This is a genomic window from Gallibacterium salpingitidis (assembly GCF_001678495.1).
In the GTDB taxonomy this organism is placed as follows: Bacteria; Pseudomonadota; Gammaproteobacteria; order Enterobacterales; family Pasteurellaceae; genus Gallibacterium; species Gallibacterium salpingitidis.
In genome coordinates this window covers 17,185-34,658 of sequence record NZ_JTJL01000059.1, presented here as the reverse complement: position 1 = coordinate 34,658, position 17,474 = coordinate 17,185, and the positions used below count along the sequence as shown (strand labels likewise).

Annotated in this window: 16 protein-coding genes; 7 read left to right on the top strand and 9 right to left on the bottom strand. The window is 36.2% G+C overall.

What is annotated here, in order from left to right; genetic code table 11:
* Nucleotides 1–423: 423 nt before the first annotated feature.
* Nucleotides 424–1,674 carry an NADP-dependent isocitrate dehydrogenase gene (gene icd, locus QS62_RS10205; protein WP_066109745.1) on the bottom strand — a complete coding sequence of 417 codons (1,251 nt, stop codon included), beginning with the start codon at nt 1,672–1,674 and terminating at the stop codon, nt 424–426.
* A 191-nt stretch (nt 1,675–1,865) separates the two neighbouring features.
* Here icd and QS62_RS10200 point away from each other — a divergent pair, with 191 nt between their 5' ends.
* Together QS62_RS10200 and QS62_RS10195 are read left to right on the top strand one after the other, a co-directional pair.
* Nucleotides 1,866–2,540 carry an rRNA large subunit pseudouridine synthase E gene (locus QS62_RS10200; protein ID WP_066109742.1) on the top strand — a complete coding sequence of 225 codons (675 nt, stop codon included), beginning with the start codon at nt 1,866–1,868 and terminating at the stop codon, nt 2,538–2,540.
* Nucleotides 2,541–2,542: 2 nt separating this feature from the next.
* Nucleotides 2,543–3,004: an NUDIX hydrolase gene (locus QS62_RS10195; RefSeq protein ID WP_066109739.1), complete on the top strand. Its 462-nt coding sequence runs from the start codon at nt 2,543–2,545 to the stop codon at nt 3,002–3,004.
* A 105-nt stretch (nt 3,005–3,109) separates the two neighbouring features.
* Here QS62_RS10195 and QS62_RS10190 read toward each other — a convergent pair whose 3' ends face one another.
* Nucleotides 3,110–3,727: a cation transporter gene (locus tag QS62_RS10190; protein WP_066109736.1), complete on the bottom strand. Its 618-nt coding sequence runs from the start codon at nt 3,725–3,727 to the stop codon at nt 3,110–3,112.
* A gap of 74 nt (nt 3,728–3,801) precedes the next feature.
* On the opposite strand from QS62_RS10190, the gene QS62_RS10185 reads away from it, so the two are divergent.
* A complete protein-coding gene (locus QS62_RS10185; RefSeq protein WP_082966182.1) occupies nt 3,802–4,209 on the top strand; it encodes a MerR family DNA-binding protein in 408 nt (135 codons plus the stop codon).
* 57 nt (nt 4,210–4,266) lie between these two features.
* Here the strand turns inward: QS62_RS10185 and cysK are convergent, their stop codons facing one another.
* Nucleotides 4,267–5,217, bottom strand: a complete 951-nt coding sequence (gene cysK / locus QS62_RS10180; RefSeq protein WP_066109731.1) for a cysteine synthase A — start codon at nt 5,215–5,217, stop codon at nt 4,267–4,269.
* A 268-nt stretch (nt 5,218–5,485) separates the two neighbouring features.
* Here cysK and QS62_RS10175 point away from each other — a divergent pair, with 268 nt between their 5' ends.
* The 3 genes from QS62_RS10175 (at nt 5,486) to QS62_RS10165 (ending at nt 8,114) form a co-directional block, all read left to right on the top strand.
* Nucleotides 5,486–5,911, top strand: a complete 426-nt coding sequence (locus QS62_RS10175; protein WP_066109729.1) for a MarR family winged helix-turn-helix transcriptional regulator — start codon at nt 5,486–5,488, stop codon at nt 5,909–5,911.
* Nucleotides 5,912–6,161: 250 nt separating this feature from the next.
* Complete coding sequence (locus tag QS62_RS10170; protein ID WP_231923707.1) at nt 6,162–6,674, top strand: GNAT family N-acetyltransferase; 513 nt, start codon at nt 6,162–6,164, stop codon at nt 6,672–6,674.
* Between the two features lie 9 nt (nt 6,675–6,683).
* A complete protein-coding gene (locus QS62_RS10165; protein WP_066109726.1) occupies nt 6,684–8,114 on the top strand; it encodes a hypothetical protein in 1,431 nt (476 codons plus the stop codon).
* A gap of 54 nt (nt 8,115–8,168) precedes the next feature.
* Here QS62_RS10165 and acs read toward each other — a convergent pair whose 3' ends face one another.
* The 3 genes from acs to QS62_RS10150 form a co-directional block, all read right to left on the bottom strand.
* Entirely contained in the window at nt 8,169–10,133 is a 1,965-nt protein-coding gene (gene acs, locus QS62_RS10160; RefSeq protein ID WP_066109748.1) for an acetate--CoA ligase, read from the bottom strand.
* 249 nt (nt 10,134–10,382) lie between these two features.
* The gene (gene cysZ, locus QS62_RS10155; RefSeq protein ID WP_066109721.1) at nt 10,383–11,126 is read right to left on the bottom strand and encodes a sulfate transporter CysZ; all 744 of its coding nucleotides are present in this window, start codon (nt 11,124–11,126) and stop codon (nt 10,383–10,385) included.
* 12 nt (nt 11,127–11,138) lie between these two features.
* Nucleotides 11,139–11,984 (bottom strand): patatin-like phospholipase family protein, encoded by an 846-nt coding sequence (locus QS62_RS10150; RefSeq protein ID WP_066109718.1) that lies wholly within the window; start codon nt 11,982–11,984, stop codon nt 11,139–11,141.
* 159 nt (nt 11,985–12,143) lie between these two features.
* Here QS62_RS10150 and zipA point away from each other — a divergent pair, with 159 nt between their 5' ends.
* Complete coding sequence (zipA, locus tag QS62_RS10145) at nt 12,144–13,247, top strand: cell division protein ZipA (RefSeq protein ID WP_066109715.1); 1,104 nt, start codon at nt 12,144–12,146, stop codon at nt 13,245–13,247.
* Between the two features lie 61 nt (nt 13,248–13,308).
* On the opposite strand, the gene arcA is transcribed toward zipA, so the two are convergent.
* The 3 genes from arcA to tyrS all read right to left on the bottom strand — a co-directional run bounded on the left by arcA (nt 13,309) and on the right by tyrS (nt 17,114).
* Nucleotides 13,309–14,022 carry a two-component system response regulator ArcA gene (gene arcA / locus QS62_RS10140; RefSeq protein ID WP_066109712.1) on the bottom strand — a complete coding sequence of 238 codons (714 nt, stop codon included), beginning with the start codon at nt 14,020–14,022 and terminating at the stop codon, nt 13,309–13,311.
* Between the two features lie 220 nt (nt 14,023–14,242).
* On the bottom strand, nt 14,243–15,832 hold the full coding sequence (gene prfC / locus QS62_RS10135) for a peptide chain release factor 3 (protein ID WP_066109708.1): 1,590 nt from the start codon (nt 15,830–15,832) through the stop codon (nt 14,243–14,245).
* Nucleotides 15,833–15,926: 94 nt separating this feature from the next.
* Nucleotides 15,927–17,114, bottom strand: a complete 1,188-nt coding sequence (gene tyrS, locus QS62_RS10130; protein WP_066109704.1) for a tyrosine--tRNA ligase — start codon at nt 17,112–17,114, stop codon at nt 15,927–15,929.
* Nucleotides 17,115–17,474: the final 360 nt, after the last annotated feature.

The window sequence follows — 17,474 nt, the reverse complement described above, 5'->3', positions numbered from 1 at the left end:
AGGTACCGTCAGCGTAGGCTACACTTGGTAATTTCTGATTAGGAGACAATCGTAAATTGAATAGCACCCAGCTGGGTGCTATTTTTTTGTACTTAAATCTCCTCTAACCCTGAACTGCACCCCTAAAGTTGGACAGTTGGTTGATGAGTTAATGGGAACGGTTTATTACCTGAATTGAGATTGGTACTTTGTGGTGATGTTGTTCACTATTCAAATTGAGATTGGTACTTTGTGGTGATGTTTTTCATTATTCAAATTGAGATTAGTACCTTGTGATAACTTTTTATTGCCAAAATGCCCTAAATTCTGCACTTTAATAACAGAAAACCCTCTTCAAGATTGAAGAGGGTTTGGGAGATTTGAAAAGCCATATTTTTCAAAAAGTTATCTAAAATGCACTTTTGAAAAATAAAAAATAGCAGACTACATATTGCTGACAATATCATCAGCAAATTCACTGGTAGAACGTAAAGTTGCTCCTTCCATCATATCTGCGAAATCTGCGGTAACTGTCTTATTAGCGATAGTTTGTGAAACTGCTTTTACCACTAAATCAGCTGCTTCAAACCAACCTAAATGACGCAACATCATCTCACCGCTAAGAATTAATGAACCCGGGTTACCAATATTTTTACCAGCAATTTTTGGTGCAGTGCCATGAGTGGCTTCAAAAATCGCCGCATCAAGACCGATATTTGCCCCTGGAGAAATACCAATACCGCCAACTTGTGCGGCAAGTGCATCCGAAATGTAGTCGCCGTTTAGGTTTAATGTCGCAATAACATCGTAATCGGTTGGGTGGAGTAGAATTTCTTGCAAGAACGCATCGGCAATACAGTCTTTAATAATAATCTTTTTACCAGTTTTTGGATTGGTAAGCTGCATCCAAGGACCTTGTTCAATTAGAGTAGCACCAAATTCTTCAGCAACTTGATAACCCCACTCTTTAAAGGCACCTTCGGTAAATTTCATAATATTACCTTTATGCACTAAGGTTAAAGAATCACGATCATTATCAATCACATATTGCAACGCAGCGCGCACTAAACGTTGTGTGCCTTGTTTTGATACCGGTTTTACGCCAATACCACAATCTTCTGTAAAGCGGATTTTCTTCACGCCCATTTCGGTTTGTAAAAAGTGAATCATTTTTTGTGCTTCTGCTGATCCAGCGACCCATTCAATACCGGCATAAATATCTTCCGAATTTTCGCGGAAAATAACCATATTAATTAATTCTGGGTGTTTGACTGGGCTTGGTGTGCCTTCATAGTAACGAATTGGACGTAAGCAGTTATAAAGATCTAAACCTTGACGCATTGCCACATTTAATGAGCGAATTCCACCGCCGACTGGAGTCATTAATGGCCCTTTAATTGCAACGTGATATTGACGGATTGCATCAATAGTTTCATCTGGTAACCAAGTATTTTCTCCATAGATTTGATTTGCCTTGCCACCCGCATAAATTTCCATCCAATGGATTTTACGTTTTCCTGCATAGGCCTTTGCCACAGCGGCATCAATCACTGTTTGCATTGCAGGAGTGACATCAACCCCGATACCATCGCCTTCGATAAATGGAATAATTGGCTGATCTGGTACGATCAATTGTCCATTTTCAGTAAGTTGGATTGGCTGACCTTGGGTTGGCTTTTTAATCTGAGTTTGCATGAGTTGTCCTTTTCAACTAGAAAATAAGAAAATAAAAGAAAAATGATGAATTATTGAGCGCTGATTTTTTTAGAAAATTTGCTTGTAATAAAGCAAGTGATAATCAGCAATCAAAGTGGTTTTAGTATAAAATAAATGCCGAAACAGAACAGGTACTTACGTCACACTTTTAACATTGTTTTAATAATTAAATGCGAAATTTTAACCGAACTGGGCGCAAGCCGATAAAACGAAATTTATCACCGAAACCGCAGCCAACATTAGCAGAAACCAAAATTGTGCTATTTAATAAACCTTATGATGTGTTAAGCCAATTTAGTGATGAGGCTGGACGGCAAACCTTAAAAGATTTTATTGCCATTGCAGATGTGTATCCTTGTGGTCGTTTAGATCGAGATAGCGAAGGGTTGTTGTTATTGACCAATCATGGTGAAATTCAACATCGTTTGACCACGCCGAAATTTAAGTTGGCAAAGACATATTGGGTACAGGTTGAAGGGATTCCCACTGAACAGGATTTAGATCGTTTGCGTAATGGGGTGATGCTTAATGATGGTAAAACGTTACCTGCACAAGTAAAAATGATTGCGGAACCGTCGCAGTTATGGGCACGTCAACCACCAATTCGTGAGCGTAAAACGATTCCGACCAGTTGGTTAGAAATCAGTATTCACGAAGGGCGTAATCGACAAGTACGCCGTATGACTGCACATATTGGTTTTCCAACATTGCGTTTGGTGCGTGTTGCGGTGGCTGGGTTTGAGCTTTTTGCTTTTCCTGCATTGACATTGGGTAACAGTTATCAGTTAAATGAACAAGAAAAACAGCAGTTATTACAGCGTCTGAAATTAAATTTAAAGGAGTAATAATGTTAAATCCACGAATTACGATGGCTTGCGTAGTGCATTGCCAAGATAAATTTTTATTTGTTGAAGAATTTGAATACGGCAAGATGACCTTAAATCAACCCGCAGGACATTTGGAAGAGAATGAAACCTTGTTAGAGGGAGCGAAACGGGAATTATTCGAGGAAACGGGCATTGAGGCGGATATGCAAGCGTTGTTAGGCGTATATCAATGGCATGCACCGCGTTCTGGTAAGGATTATTTCCGTTTTGTGTTTATTGTGGAGTTAGATGAGTGTGTTGAACCACATCCACATGATAGTGATATTAGTGGCGCATTGTGGCTAACTGTTGATGAGTTTCAACACTATATTGCTCAAGAGGGAAATGCCGCGCGTAACCCATTGGTCTGGCAGACAGTACAAGATTATTTGGCTGGAAAACGTTATCCATTAGCGGTATTGCAAAGTTTTAATTTTCAGTAAATGAGTTATGAATTAGCTAAAAGGATCTCTGTTACAAATCCTATCTTTTAAATTTCTCATACCTTCTTCAATGTTGAGGAAGGTATGGGAGATGCACTATTTATTTTATGCGTGATGTTGTTGTAATTCTTGTTTAGCCTGTTGATAAATAAGCCAGGAAGCCTTGATGGCAAGATAAGACATAAAAAAGGCAACAATTAAATCTGGTATGTTACTTTGTGTATAGAATACAACAATCGCAGCGAGGATAACCGCTAAATTACCAATGGCGTCATTACGAGAACAGAGCCAAACGCTACGCATATTGCTATCTCCTTCTCTAAATGTGTATAGAAGTAGTGCGACAAGTATATTGGCAAAAAAAGCACATAAACCAATTACACCCATTTCATGATAATTCGGTATTTCGCCGTGCCATAATTGATATAGCGTGGTGAGTAAGATCCAAATGCCAAAAATCCCCATCGAATATGCCTTAAGTAGTGAAGCTTTAGCTCGTAAACTCAGTGTTTTGCCTAAAACAAATAGACTGATAAGGTAATTAGCACTGTCACCAAAAAAATCTAAGCTATCGGAGAGTAATGAAACTGAACCTGCTTTAATACCACCAATAATTTCGATTAGAAACATAATGGCGTTGATGGAAAATGCCCACCAAAGTATTTTGCGATATTTGTTTGATTGTGCAGTTATTTGACAGCAATGATCATGTTCACAAGACATAATTAAAACCCTTTACTTGAATAAAAACAGGTCTAGACTATAAAGGGTGTAGTGGCTACGGAGTCAAGCAGATTATGGAATTTTTCACCATTAAAAAACTCAGTGAGTTAAGTGGTATTCATCTTGAAACCATTCGTTTTTATGAGAAATCTCAAGTGATTTTACCTGCGCAACGAGCAAGTAATGGTTATCGTCAATTTACCACTAAACATTTGCAGCAGCTGAAATTTATTAAAACTTGTCGTTCATTAGGTTTTGATTTAGCGGAAATTAAGACGTTATTGGCATTACAGGATCAACCTAATACCGATTGTTATGATGCCAATCTGATGGTGGAACAACATTTACAGCAAGTTGATGAAAAAATTCGAGAATTACAGCAAATTCGTACGCTGTTAGCGGATATGGCGCAATGTGATCAACATAATGTTGAACAATGTTTAGTGATAAAAACATTAAAAAATGAAGGATCTAATAACTAATAAAAACACCTGCCGAAGACGACAGGTGTTTATTTTTACACACAGGAGAAAAGAGAATTAGATTTCAATATCTGCAAAAAGCGGAGTACTGAGGTAACGTTCAGCTGCTGACGGTAAAATTGCAACGATAAGTTTATCTTTGAATTCTGGTAATTTAGCTAAACGATCCGCCGCTGCAACAGCCGCACCAGAAGAGATACCTACTAATAAACCTTCTTTTTCTAGTAATTTACGAGCTGTTTTAATTGCTGTTTCACTATCGACTTTTTCTACACGATCAACGAGTGATAAATCGAGATTTTTTGGAATAAAGCCAGCACCGATACCTTGGATTTTGTGTGGACCTGGTTTTAATTCTTCACCAGCAAGATATTGGGTAATAATTGGTGATTCTTCTGGTTCAACCGCAACAGAAATAATATTTTTCTTTTGATCTAATTTAATGTATTGCGAAATACCAGTAATAGTACCGCCTGTACCAACACCAGCAACTAATACATCAATTTTACCTTCGCTGTCATTCCAAATTTCTGGACCAGTAGTTTGACGGTGAATTGCTGGGTTAGCTGGGTTTTCAAATTGTTTTAACATTACATAACGATTTGGATCAGAGTTAAGAATCTCTTCTGCTTTAGCAATTGCACCTTTCATTCCTTTTGCACCTTCGGTAAGGATTAAATTTACCCCAAGGCTTTTGAGTAATTTTTTACGTTCATTACTCATTGTTTCAGGCATAGTAATGGTAATTTTGTAACCTCTTGCTGCAGCAACATAAGCTAAAGCAATCCCGGTATTACCGCTGGTAGCATCAATGATTTCTTTATCTTTAGTAAGAATGCCATCTTTTTCTGCTTGCCAAACCATATTCGCACCAATACGGCATTTCACACTGAAACTTGGGTTTCTACCTTCTACTTTTACGACTAAATTACCGTTTTGTCCGAAATGTTGTAAGCGTACAAGTGGAGTATGTCCAATACTTAATGAGTTATCTGCATAAATAGTCATAATTTCTCCTAATGATTTGTTCAATTAATTAATATGGGAATTAGCTTACTCTTAAGTAGAAAAGATGAACAATGCTTATTCGCTATATTTTATAACGATCAGGAATATAATTTCTTTGTTTTATAATTAAAAAGGAGTTTTCCTCTTCATTTTGATTAACTTATTGAAATATATAAAATTTATTTTTTCTTTTTTATAGATATTTTTCTTGATTTAATCCTATATCGTACTAAAATAGGCGCTATAAAGTACTATATAGGACTATTAGATGAATTACTTTGATCAACTTTCAGAACTAACAGCCCAGTTTGAACAAATTTATGCGAATTGGGCAAAGGAATACAATCTTACTTTGAATGAGTTAAGGTTCTTATATCACATAGGTCGGAATCAACAGACAACTCCTTCTGAAATTGGCAACAAATGGGCATTACCTAAACAAACCGTCACTTCATTATGTAAACAACTGGATAAAAAAGGGTTCTTAGTTTTTTTGCCTGATGAACAAGATAAGCGAGGAAAGGTTATCAAATTAACGCCATTAGGTTTGTCTTTTACTTTACCTCTAATTGAACAGATTACTGAAATAGAACATCAGACATCTTTAGAGTTCGGTGAAGAGAATATTCAACAAATCATTTTGTTATTTAGTCATTTACAAAATCTTTTTGCAAAAAATTTATTAGAGAAATAAATATGAAAATTTTTTAGTCAAAAGATGGAGAAAAATATAATGATAAAACCACATAAAATCTGTTCTTAGTTTTCTATAATCTTTTAATTTATATTTTTAATAAAGAATTCTAGTATTTTTATTAATGCTAGTTTAGGGGTTCTTTTGCTTTTTTTAATTAAAAAGATTATTTGATAATTAATATATTTTTGTGAAATTTTATTATTTTTAATTTGGTTTAATAGGAAAGAAAAAATAGAGAGTGAGGTTAATGATGATAATAAGAGAAGTAGGTGTTAATGATGTCATTAAATTACAGGAAATTAGTATTAATACTTTTGTAGAAACTTTTGCAAAAGACAATACCGAACAGGATATGAAAACTTATCTTGAACAGCGTTTATCACAGCAAAAATTAAGTGAGGAAGTAGCAAATCCAAATATGAAATTTTATTTTGCTGAAATAGATGGAGAGATTATTGGTTATCTAAAATTAAATTTTTCTGATGCTCAAACAGAATTACAAGATCATTCAGCAGTAGAGATTGAACGTATTTATGTATTAAATAATTTTCAAAATAAGGGGGTTGGCAAAGAACTATATCAGTATGCTGTGAATATTGCTGTAAAAAGAAAGGCTAAATATATTTGGTTGGGCGTGTGGGAACATAACCATAAAGCGATAAAATTTTATCAAAAGAATGGATTTGTTGTGTTTGATAAACATATTTTTCAACTTGGTAGTGATGCTCAAACAGATTGGTTAATGAAAAAAGAGTTATAAGGGTTTTTTATGAAAAATAATCATTGTTCAATAGATAATAATAATGAATTATATCTAGGAAAATATTCTTGGACACAAATTATTAAGTGGTTAATGGCAGCTTTGGTTGTGTATGCCATTGGAAGTGTTTTTATTGCAACACCATTTTCTATTTTTGTTGATCGTACTACACCGGTAGATTATTCTCGTGTGATGTACTTTCATGGCTTGACAGTTAGCTTAGCAGGAATTGTCTGTTTAAGCCTAAGTCAAGTATATAATTTACGAAATCAATTTAAAAAAATTATTTTTTATTGCACTATTGTTGCGATTTTTGTAGGTATTACTGGCGGAGCTATCAATCGCTCTATGGAAACTACTAAATTAATGCTTTGGTATCAAATTATTTCTTTTTTAGCACTTGATGTTATTTTTATTACTTTATTAATAGGATTAATAAAAACGGATAATCAACAATTAAAAAAATCTTTAGCTTATTATTTAGTCGTAACTGCAACAACTACGGTTCTTATTGCTGCACTGATTGGAGATTTAATTGGTTTTATTCTTGATTTTGGCGATGTATTAGGGCTATTTAGCTGGTATGCAGGAAAAATAGGTTATAGCTTGTCGGAATGGAATGATAATTTATTAAGATCTCATTCTGATATGATTGTTGTTTCAGTGATGGGATTAATATTATCTACAATTGATTGGAAATATGGACAATTTTTAAATGGAAAATTTGCTATTTTGAAAGCTACTGGAGAATGGATGGCGATTATCGGGCTTATTTTAATGACCTTGATTCTTGTTATTTCAGGATTCTGTGGTGTGAATTGGCAGATTCCGCATATTTTTACAGAAAAAGGATTTTTTGCATTAAGAGGACAAAGCGTAGCTGGTATTGATTTAGTTGATTTTATTATTGGCACATTATTCTTTTTTGGCGGATTATTTATTATAGCTTCTACTTTATTTGGCAATAGAGCTCAAAATACAAATTTAAGTCATACCGCTAAATATACTTTAGTCGGTATTTTGCTAACATGGAGTTGTATTATTATTACTGTTGCAGGAATGGGATTCTTACAAGAATATAGAGCGGATCTTTATAATTCTGCGAAAGATGTTCCATTAGCGGATTATGGTTTTGCATTTAGAATGTTGCACCTTGATGTTAGTTTAATTTTGTTCCCAGCAATTATGACTGTAATGTTATTTGTACAACATCTATTAAAGGATAACCAAAATAGATTTATGCAATTTATTTTACGTGTGGCGGTTATTCTTTGTACGATTGGTTCATTAGTTTATATGGTGCTTAATCCAGCTGCTTTTGGTCCGGGATATTGGATTGTTGGTATAGGATTTGTATTTATTATTACTGCAATGATTTATTTCTTTGTGAATGGTAGCCATTCAGCATTAGAGAAATTTGATGCAGAGACGATAAAATAAATTACTATCTGAATAAGAGTTAAATGCCCTGAGATTATCAGGGCATTTTGGTAATTAAAGAATTTGACGTTGCAATTGACCAATAATTTGTGGATTTTCTAAGGTTGAAATATCTTGTGAAATCACTTCATTTTTCGCAATAGAACGTAATAAACGACGCATAATTTTACCGGAACGCGTTTTTGGTAAGTTTTCGGCAAAACGAATATCTTCAGGACGCGCAATTTTTCCAATTTCTTGCGATACCCATTGTTTGAGTTCTTCGGCGACTTGTTTCGCTTCATCATCGTCAGGAATAGAGCGATTTAATACCACAAAGGCAACAATGGCTTCTCCCTTGATTTCATCAGGTTTACCAACCACCGCAGCTTCAGCCACTTTTTCATTTGCCACTAATGCGGATTCAATTTCCATGGTACCTAGGCGGTGTCCAGAAACGTTGAGTACGTCATCAGTGCGTCCTAAGATCCAGAAATAACCATCTTCATCACGATGGGCTGAGTCGCCGGCGACATAATATTTACCACCTAATTCTTCAGGGAAATAGGTTTTCTTATAACGTTTATCATCATTCCAGATAGTCCGCAGCATTGATGGGAATGGGCGTTTAATCACTAAAATACCACCGCTGCAATCAGTGATTTTTTGCCCGGTTTCATCAACAACATCTGCCATAATTCCCGGTTGCGGTAAGGTACAAGAGCCCGGTTTTAATGCGGTAATGCCCGGTAGAGGAGATAACATAATCGAACCGGTTTCAGTTTGCCACCAAGTATCGACAATCGGGCAGCGTCCTTGACCGATCACATCATAGAGCCACATCCATGCAGCTGGGTTGATTGGTTCACCAACGCTACCTAATAAACGTAAAGAGGAGAGATCATATTTGCGTGGAATATGATCGCCAAAACGTGTTAAAGAGCGGACAAGAGTTGGGGAAGTATAGAACACATTGACTTTATGACGTTGGATAATCCGCCAGATACGTCCCGCATCAGGGTAGCTTGGCACGCCTTCGTAAATAACTTGAGTGGCACCATTGGCTAATGGGCCATAGCAGACATAAGAGTGACCAGTGATCCAACCTACGTCAGCACTACACCAATAGACATCTTCTGGTTTATTGTCAAAGATATTGCGGAAAGTATTGATCGCACCTAATAAATAACCCGCGGTACTATGTACGATACCTTTGGGTTTACCTGTTGAACCGGAAGTATAAAGAATAAAGAGCGGATCTTCTGCATCCATCCATTCTGGTTCACAGAAGGCAGGTTGATTTTTGGAGAGTTCGTGCCACCAGAGATCGCGCCCGTCTTTCCAAGGGGTATCAATATTTAAACGATAATAAACAATCACTTTTTCAATTGATTCGCAGCCCATTTCTAAAGCGCTATCAACCGTTTCTTTTAAAGGAATAATTTTTCCGCCGCGTAAACCACCATTAGCGGTAATCACTATTTTTGCTTCAGCATCTTCAATACGGTCACGCAGCGCACTGGCAGAGAAACCACCAAACACTACTGAGTGGATTGCACCAATACGGGCACAAGCTTGCATTGCGATAACAGCTTCGACAATCATTGGCATATAAATCACGACTCGATCGCCTTTTTTGATACCTTGTTCACGTAACGCATTAGCGAAGCGACAGACACGATTATGTAATTGTTTATAAGTAAAGGTATTTACTTGACCGAAATCGGATTCAAAAATTAATGAGACTTTATCCCCTTTATCGGGTAAATGACGATCAAGACAGTTGTAGGAAGCATTGAGTTTACCGTCAATAAACCATTTATAAAAAGGGGTATTGCTGCCGTCAAAGATGGTCATAAATGGTTTTTTCCAACTGATGAGATCTCTGGCTAAGTCAGCCCAATAATGTAAATAATCTTGATCAGCAAAGTTCCAAAGTTGTTGATATTGTTCGTTATTACCGATATTGGCTTGTTTGCGGAATTCATCGCTTGGTGGGAAAATACGGTTTTCTTTTAAGATTGAATCTAATTGCTGCATAGGCATGATCTCCTTAGTGAGTATAAGCAAGCGATGCACTGCTCAACGAATCGCTAAAGTATTAACAACTTACAGAAAAGTTAAATAAGAAGCAATTTGTTGTTAATAAAATGTTGTAACATAGATCACAAAATGAATATTTTTTTATGAAAAAATAATTGATGTGATAAAAACGAAGAAAAAAGAGGAAAACCTACTTTCTGTCAGTTAAACAGTTAGTTAAACAAAAAGTAGGTTTAGAATAGGTGTTTATTGATGAGTATTACGATAATGATCAACCCAGATCGCAGTAGCACCACAGACAGCGACCGGCATTACAATAAAATTCAATAACGGAATAAAGGTACAACTCGCTACTAAGCTGCCAAAGGTAAGATTTAAAATTTTACGTTGTGCCAGTTGTTGTTTCATTATCGGAAAGCTGATTTTGTGATTATCAAATGGATAGTCACAATATTGAATAGCAAGCAGCCACGCTGTAAATAGGAAAAAAATGACTGGAATTAATGTTTGTCCTATGAGCGGCACAAAACCAAGTAAAAACAAGATGACGATACGTGGCAAGCTATACCAGAGTTTTTGCCATTCACGTTTAAACATTCGAGGCAAATCTTTGATAAAGTCGAGAATTCCATCGTCGTTAGAGGGTTTTCCTGTTAATAATAATTCTACTTTTTCCGCCAGTAAGCCATTAAATGGGGCAGCAATAAAACCTGCTAGTGTGGTAAAAATAAAGTAATAGACTAACAGGATCATAATGACCGCAAGCGTAGTCACAATATAGTTTAGCCAGCTTAACCAATCTGGCATAAAAGATAACATCCAGTTAGTGAGATCACCGATTTGTTGCATTAAGAGCCAAAAGACGAAACTTAATAACACGATATTTAAGATAATTGGCATCACAACAAAGCGTTTTAAGCCTTTTTTGGTGATCAAATGCCAACCAAGAATAAAATAATCCCAGCCTTGTTTAATCTCAGTGTAATTCACTGTTTTCTCCTTTTAGGTTGATGATAAATATTGCTGTAATTCAGGCAAAATATGTCTGGCATCAGCAATACCTAAATCATACATTGCTTGAATTTTTGTTAGATCCTTTTCGATACGTTTAATTGGTAATGTTTGTGACGGACGAATGACAAAAATCTCTTGCCGTTTATCCGCGGCAATTACTTGTTCCACCTTTTGATTGTAATCGAGATAGCGTTGGCTTAATTTTTCGACCAATTTCGGATATTGATGATAAAAAGCCTTGAACAAACAAGGGTGAACTTTTTTCTTACGATACTCTAAAGGTCGCGTTAAGATAACAATAATTTTGTCATAGCCTAATTGTTGGCATTTCGCGAGCGGAATGCTGTCAGCAATGCCGCCATCAAGATAGCGTTTGCCATTAATTTCCACAATGCGTGATACAAATGGCATTGCTGAGGTGGCACGCAATACTTCCATTTCTTTAAATGGCTGTTTTAATTTAATATATTCCGCTTCACCAGTATCGACATTGGTTAAAGTCGCATAAAAATCAATACCGGAGTTGATAAAGGTCTGCTCATCAAAAGGATCGATATTGATTGGCAGATCGTAAAAGGCAAACTCTTTATTCACGATGTTGCCGGTGGTGAACAGACTATGTAAGCTGATATAGCGTTTATCATTGAGATATTTGAGGTTATAACGTAAAACACGTCCTGGTTGATTTGAAGGGTAATTGACGCCGAATAATACACCAGCAGAAACCCCGACAATTCCATCAACTTTGATTTTTTCTTCAAGAAATACGTCTAATACACCGGCGGTGTATAAGCCACGCATTGCACCGCCTTCTAAAACTAGTCCAACTTTCATTTATTTTCTCGCTAACATAAATCCGAAAAGATCTTATCTGTAACTTTGCTGAATGTCTATGCAGCTTTTTCAGAAACAATCCAGAAAAATATGGTAAGCTATGAGCCGTTTACGCTAAAATATTCAACATTATAGCTATAAAAAAATGGGTGAATGACAATGGATTTACAACAAATACTAATTCTGCTTGGCGTGCTTGCCTTAGGTATCTTAATTGGTCATGGCGTTTGGTCAAGTCGTCGGGAAAAAGCACAATTTGAGAAATCAGCACAGCAATTTGAGCGCCAACAAGTCCGTTCTCCTCATACACATTATTTTCAACAATCAGAGCAACCATATCCTCCACAAGCGCATCAAGGGATGTCGCAACAAACATCAGAGTATCCACCGCAAGCGCCACAATCTCAGCATCATTATGCGCCACAATCGCAATATGATTATTCTCAAGCGCAAGCGGAAGTGAGTCGAGAAGTTCCTCATTCAGTAGAACCGGAAATGCCATATCAAACGCATTTACCTTTAGAAGATGAAGTTTCATCACAAGCTCAAGTAGAAAGACGAGTAGAAAATATTAAAATTACGTTGCCTAATGCGACAGCACATTCGGCAAATGTGACTTCAGCGAATACTCGTCAGGTTGAATCCGTTGCAAGCTATGAAAAAGCACCAACTACGACCGAACAACCGCGTTATGCTGCGAGTTCAGCGGTAGAAATGCGTGCACAAGTGCAAACAGCACAAGCAGAAGTAGCTCCACAACCTGAACCAGAAGTTCCTGCAGTAAAAGTAGAAACTAAGGTTCAAACAGTGGAAGAAAAACCTGAGGTAGTTGAAGAATCACCAGCTGCTACAACGAAGAAACCTGAATTTATTATGCTATATGTGGTAGCGCCAGAAAATCGTCAATTCTATGGCACACATATTAATGAAGTATTGGAAGATCTTGGTTTTATTTTTGGTGAGTACAATATTTATCACCGCCACTTAGACGTTAATATGGTAAAAAGCCCAGTTATTTTTAGCGTGGCAAATATGGTGCAACCAGGGACTTTTGATCCAAATAATTTTGATAATTTTGCAACTATTGGTTTAACGTTATTTATGCGTTTACCGTCACCAGGCAATGATATTGTTAATTTCAGAATGTTATGTTGCGCAGCAGAAACACTAGCAGAAAAATTGAATGGCTTTATTTTAAATGATAAGCGTGAAATTTTTACTGATGAGCATCGTAGTGAATATTTACAATTATTGCGTTCATAATTAGATTTACTAGAAACAAAAATAGCACCGCGAGGTGCTATTTTCTTATGAAGAAAAAGTATTAAACAGATTCTAAATCGCCACAGAAACGATATCCTTCGCCATGGATAGTCGCAATAATTTCTGGGGTATCTGGATGATCTTCAAAATGTTTACGAATACGACGAATAGTAACATCAACAGTACGATCATTTGGTTTAAGATCACGACCAGTCATTTTCTTTAAAAGATCGTCACGAGTTTGAATTTTTCCTGGGTTTTCACAGAAATGTAACATAGCGCGGAATTCGCTACGTGGTAATTTTTGTGCTACACCTTCAGGATTAATTAACGTACGGCTGTTGATATCTAATGTCCAACCATTGAATTGATATTTTTCGATATGTTTATGGTTGTTGGCATTTTTATCCATCATAGTACGTTGTAAAAGATTACGAGTACGAATGGTTAATTCGCGTGGGTTGAATGGTTTAGTAATATAATCATCAGCACCAATTTCCAAACCAAGAATACGATCAACTTCGTTATCACGTCCAGTGAGGAACATTAATGCGATATTATTTTGCTCGCGTAATTCACGAGCTAATAAAAGTCCATTTTTACCTGGAAGATTAATATCCATAATAACCAAATTGATTTTTTGAGCAGCAAGTTGTTGATTCATTTGAGCGCCATCAACTGCTTCAAATACACGATAACCTTCTGCTTCAAAAATATCTTTAAGCGTATTACGCGTAACTGCTTCGTCTTCTACAATCAGAATTTTAGGCGTCATTGCACTTATCCTTATACAAATAATTTAACAAAACTTTTATAAATCCACGAAAAAAACTGCCGGATATTTTAACGAGCAGAGAAGATAAGAACAACCACAAATGTTAAATTTGTTACATTATTGGGAAATTTTATGATCTAAGTCAGAAGTTACTCAAGTAATTAATTTTTGGCGTTTTATTTGCTTAAAACGCCAAAATAAGTAGGAGATGAAGTGAGGATTAATGTTCTCTGGTTTTGAAGAAGACAACGTCAGGATAACGTTCTTGCGTTAGATTCAAATTAACCATTGTTGGCGCGATATAAGTAAGATTATCGCCACCATCCAAAGCAAGATGTTGTTCATTTTTGCGTTTAAATTCTTCAAATTTTTTCGCATCATTACATTCTACCCAACGAGCAGTCGCCACATTGACGGTTTCGTAAATTGCTTCCACGTTATATTCCGTTTTTAGGCGCGAAACCACAACATCGAATTGGAGAATACCTACCGCACCAACAATTAAATCGTTATTAATTAAAGGACGGAAAACTTGTACTGCACCTTCTTCGGAAAGCTGCACTAATCCTTTCAATAATTGTTTTTGTTTAAGCGGATCTTTTAAGCGAATACGACGGAATAACTCTGGGGCGAAATTCGGAATACCTGTAAATTTCAACTCCTCGCCTTGAGTAAAGGTATCACCGATCTGGATAGTACCATGGTTATGCAAACCGATAATATCTCCAGCAAAACTCTCTTCGACTTGACTACGGTCGCCAGCCATAAAGGTGAGTGCATCTGAAATCACGACATCTTTACCGATACGAATATGGCGAAGTTTCATTCCTTTTTCATATTTACCGGAAACGATGCGCAAAAAGGCAACGCGGTCGCGATGTTTTGGATCCATATTGGCTTGGATTTTAAAGACGAAACCAGAAAAGTTTTCTTCAGTTGCGGCTACCGGACGGATATCTGTTTGACGCGGTTGTGGTGCAGGCGCCCATTCAGTTAAACCATCTAACATATGATCAACACCAAAGTTACCTAATGCGGTACCAAAAAAGACAGGTGTTAATTCCCCTTTCAGGAAGGCATCAAGGTCAAATTCATTACTTGCACCTTGAATTAACTCTAATTCATCACGTAATTGTTGCGCTAAATCATCGCCAACAGCATTATCAAGTTCTGGGTTATTTAGACCTTTGATCGTACGTACTTCTTGGATAGTGTGTCCTTGCCCTGTTTGATATAAATAGGTGGTATCTTGATAAAGGTGATAAACCCCTTTGAATAATTTCCCACAACCAATCGGCCAAGTAATTGGTGCGCAATGGATTTTTAATACATTTTCCACTTCGTCCAATAATTCCATTGGATCACGAATATCGCGGTCGAGTTTATTCATAAAGGTTAAGATTGGTGTATCTCTTAAACGGGTAACTTCCATTAATTTGATGGTACGTTCCTCAACCCCTTTTGCTGCATCAATCACCATTAGGCAGCTATCAACCGCAGTTAAGGTACGATAGGTATCTTCTGAGAAGTCTTCGTGTCCCGGAGTATCTAATAAATTAACTAAGCAATCGTTATAAGGGAATTGCATCACAGAAGTGGTAATAGAAATTCCACGTTGCTTTTCCATTTCCATCCAGTCAGATTTTGCGTGTTGATTAGAACCACGACCTTTAACGGTTCCAGCAGTTTTGATCGCTTGTCCATATAATAAAACTTTTTCGGTAATTGTTGTTTTACCAGCATCAGGGTGAGAGATAATCGCAAAAGTTCTGCGTTTATTTACTTCATCAAGAAAAGTTTGAGTTGTCATAAAAATTAAGCAAATTCAAAAAATAGTATTGAGTTATAAATAACATTTCCCTCCATAAAGGGAGGGAAATGTAGGATAGGATTTAATGTGAAATTTATTTCACAGTGACTTTAGCAAATTTACGTTTACCAACTTGATATACGGCTGTAGAAGCGGCAACAACAAGTTTAGCGTCATCCAATTTTTCACCATCAATTTTAACGCCACCTTGTTTAATCATACGTAATGCTTCTGATGTTGAAGCAACTAAATTTGCTTCTTTTAATAAGTTAGCAATTGGCAATTCGCCTTCGAAGGTGAACTCTGGCATTTCATCAGGCATTGCCCCTTTTTGGAAACGCTCAATAAAGGTTTGTTCTGCAGCATCAGCAGCAGCTTGATCGTGGAAACGTTCAATTAATTCTTTTGCCAATAAAATTTTCACATCACGTGGATTGCGACCTTCAGCAACTTGTTGTTTTAAGTCGGCAATATCTTCTAATGAACGGAATGAAAGTAGGTCGTACCAACGCCACATTAAGTCATCAGAAATAGACATCACTTTACCAAACATTTCATCAGGTGCTTCAGAAATACCGATGTAGTTACCTAATGATTTTGACATTTTTTTCTCACCATCAAGACCTTCTAATAGCGGTAATGTCATGGCAACTTGTGGTTTTAAACCACGTGCTTTTTGTAATTCACGACCTACTAAAAGGTTGAATTTTTGGTCGGTACCACCTAATTCGACATCGGCTTCTAATGCGACTGAATCGTAACCTTGTAATAATGGATAAATAAATTCGTGAATAGCAATAGATTGATGATTAGCAAAACGTTTTTTGAAATCATCACGTTCTAACATACGAGCGACAGTATATTGAGAAGCTAAACGAATCATTCCTTCAGTACCAAGCTCACCTAACCATGAAGAGTTGAAAACAACGTGAGTTTTCTCAGGATCTAAGATTTTATAAATTTGTTGTTTATAGGTTTCAGCATTGCGCAATACATCTTCACGAGTTAATGGTGGACGAGTACTATTTTTACCAGATGGATCACCAACCATACCAGTGAAATCACCAATTAAAAAGTAAACTTCATGACCAAGTTGTTGGAATTGACGTAATTTGTTTAAAACAACAGTATGACCAAGGTGAATATCTGGCGCAGTTGGGTCAGCACCAAGTTTAATTTTTAAAGGACGATTTTCTTTAAGTTTTTCAATAAGATCTTCTTCAGATAGAACTTCATCAACACCTCGCTTGAGTTCAGCGAGCACTTTATTTATATCACTCATAATTAGTTCCTACATTAATCAAAGACAAAAACTCCTTCATTATAAGGATTATTCGTTAAATGGAAAGCAAGCAGCAGCGATTTACTGAATTTTAGGCAAAAAAAAAAGCCTCTTTTGTGGGGGAAGAGGCTAAAGTGTTGGAGTGATTATCAAAAATGTTATGGGCATTAATATAAATGAGAATAATTCTCAAATCAAGATAAATTTTAAAATTTTTTTATTGGTGTTGTTTAGGCTGATTTAAAGAAAACGATAAAGTGATGAAAGTAGTATTACTTTGTATGATAACCGTATAATTTAACTTAATTTTTACAAAAAATTAGCAAGTAAATTTTATTTCAAATTTTGCAAAAAAATTCC

Coding starts and splice junctions, on each gene's coding strand:
- QS62_RS10175 (WP_066109729.1), top strand. CDS start 5,486: ATGAATTACTTTGATCAACTTTCAGAACTAACAGCCCAGTTTGAACAA.
- zipA (WP_066109715.1), top strand. CDS start 12,144: ATGGATTTACAACAAATACTAATTCTGCTTGGCGTGCTTGCCTTAGGT.
- QS62_RS10190 (WP_066109736.1), bottom strand. CDS start 3,727: ATGTCTTGTGAACATGATCATTGCTGTCAAATAACTGCACAATCAAAC.
- prfC (WP_066109708.1), bottom strand. CDS start 15,832: ATGACAACTCAAACTTTTCTTGATGAAGTAAATAAACGCAGAACTTTT.
- QS62_RS10200 (WP_066109742.1), top strand. CDS start 1,866: ATGCGAAATTTTAACCGAACTGGGCGCAAGCCGATAAAACGAAATTTA.
- icd (WP_066109745.1), bottom strand. CDS start 1,674: ATGCAAACTCAGATTAAAAAGCCAACCCAAGGTCAGCCAATCCAACTT.
- QS62_RS10195 (WP_066109739.1), top strand. CDS start 2,543: ATGTTAAATCCACGAATTACGATGGCTTGCGTAGTGCATTGCCAAGAT.
- acs (WP_066109748.1), bottom strand. CDS start 10,133: ATGCAGCAATTAGATTCAATCTTAAAAGAAAACCGTATTTTCCCACCA.
- QS62_RS10150 (WP_066109718.1), bottom strand. CDS start 11,984: ATGAAAGTTGGACTAGTTTTAGAAGGCGGTGCAATGCGTGGCTTATAC.
- QS62_RS10170 (WP_231923707.1), top strand. CDS start 6,162: ATGATGATAATAAGAGAAGTAGGTGTTAATGATGTCATTAAATTACAG.
- cysK (WP_066109731.1), bottom strand. CDS start 5,217: ATGACTATTTATGCAGATAACTCATTAAGTATTGGACATACTCCACTT.
- QS62_RS10165 (WP_066109726.1), top strand. CDS start 6,684: ATGAAAAATAATCATTGTTCAATAGATAATAATAATGAATTATATCTA.
- arcA (WP_066109712.1), bottom strand. CDS start 14,022: ATGACGCCTAAAATTCTGATTGTAGAAGACGAAGCAGTTACGCGTAAT.
- QS62_RS10185 (WP_082966182.1), top strand. CDS start 3,802: ATGGAATTTTTCACCATTAAAAAACTCAGTGAGTTAAGTGGTATTCAT.
- tyrS (WP_066109704.1), bottom strand. CDS start 17,114: ATGAGTGATATAAATAAAGTGCTCGCTGAACTCAAGCGAGGTGTTGAT.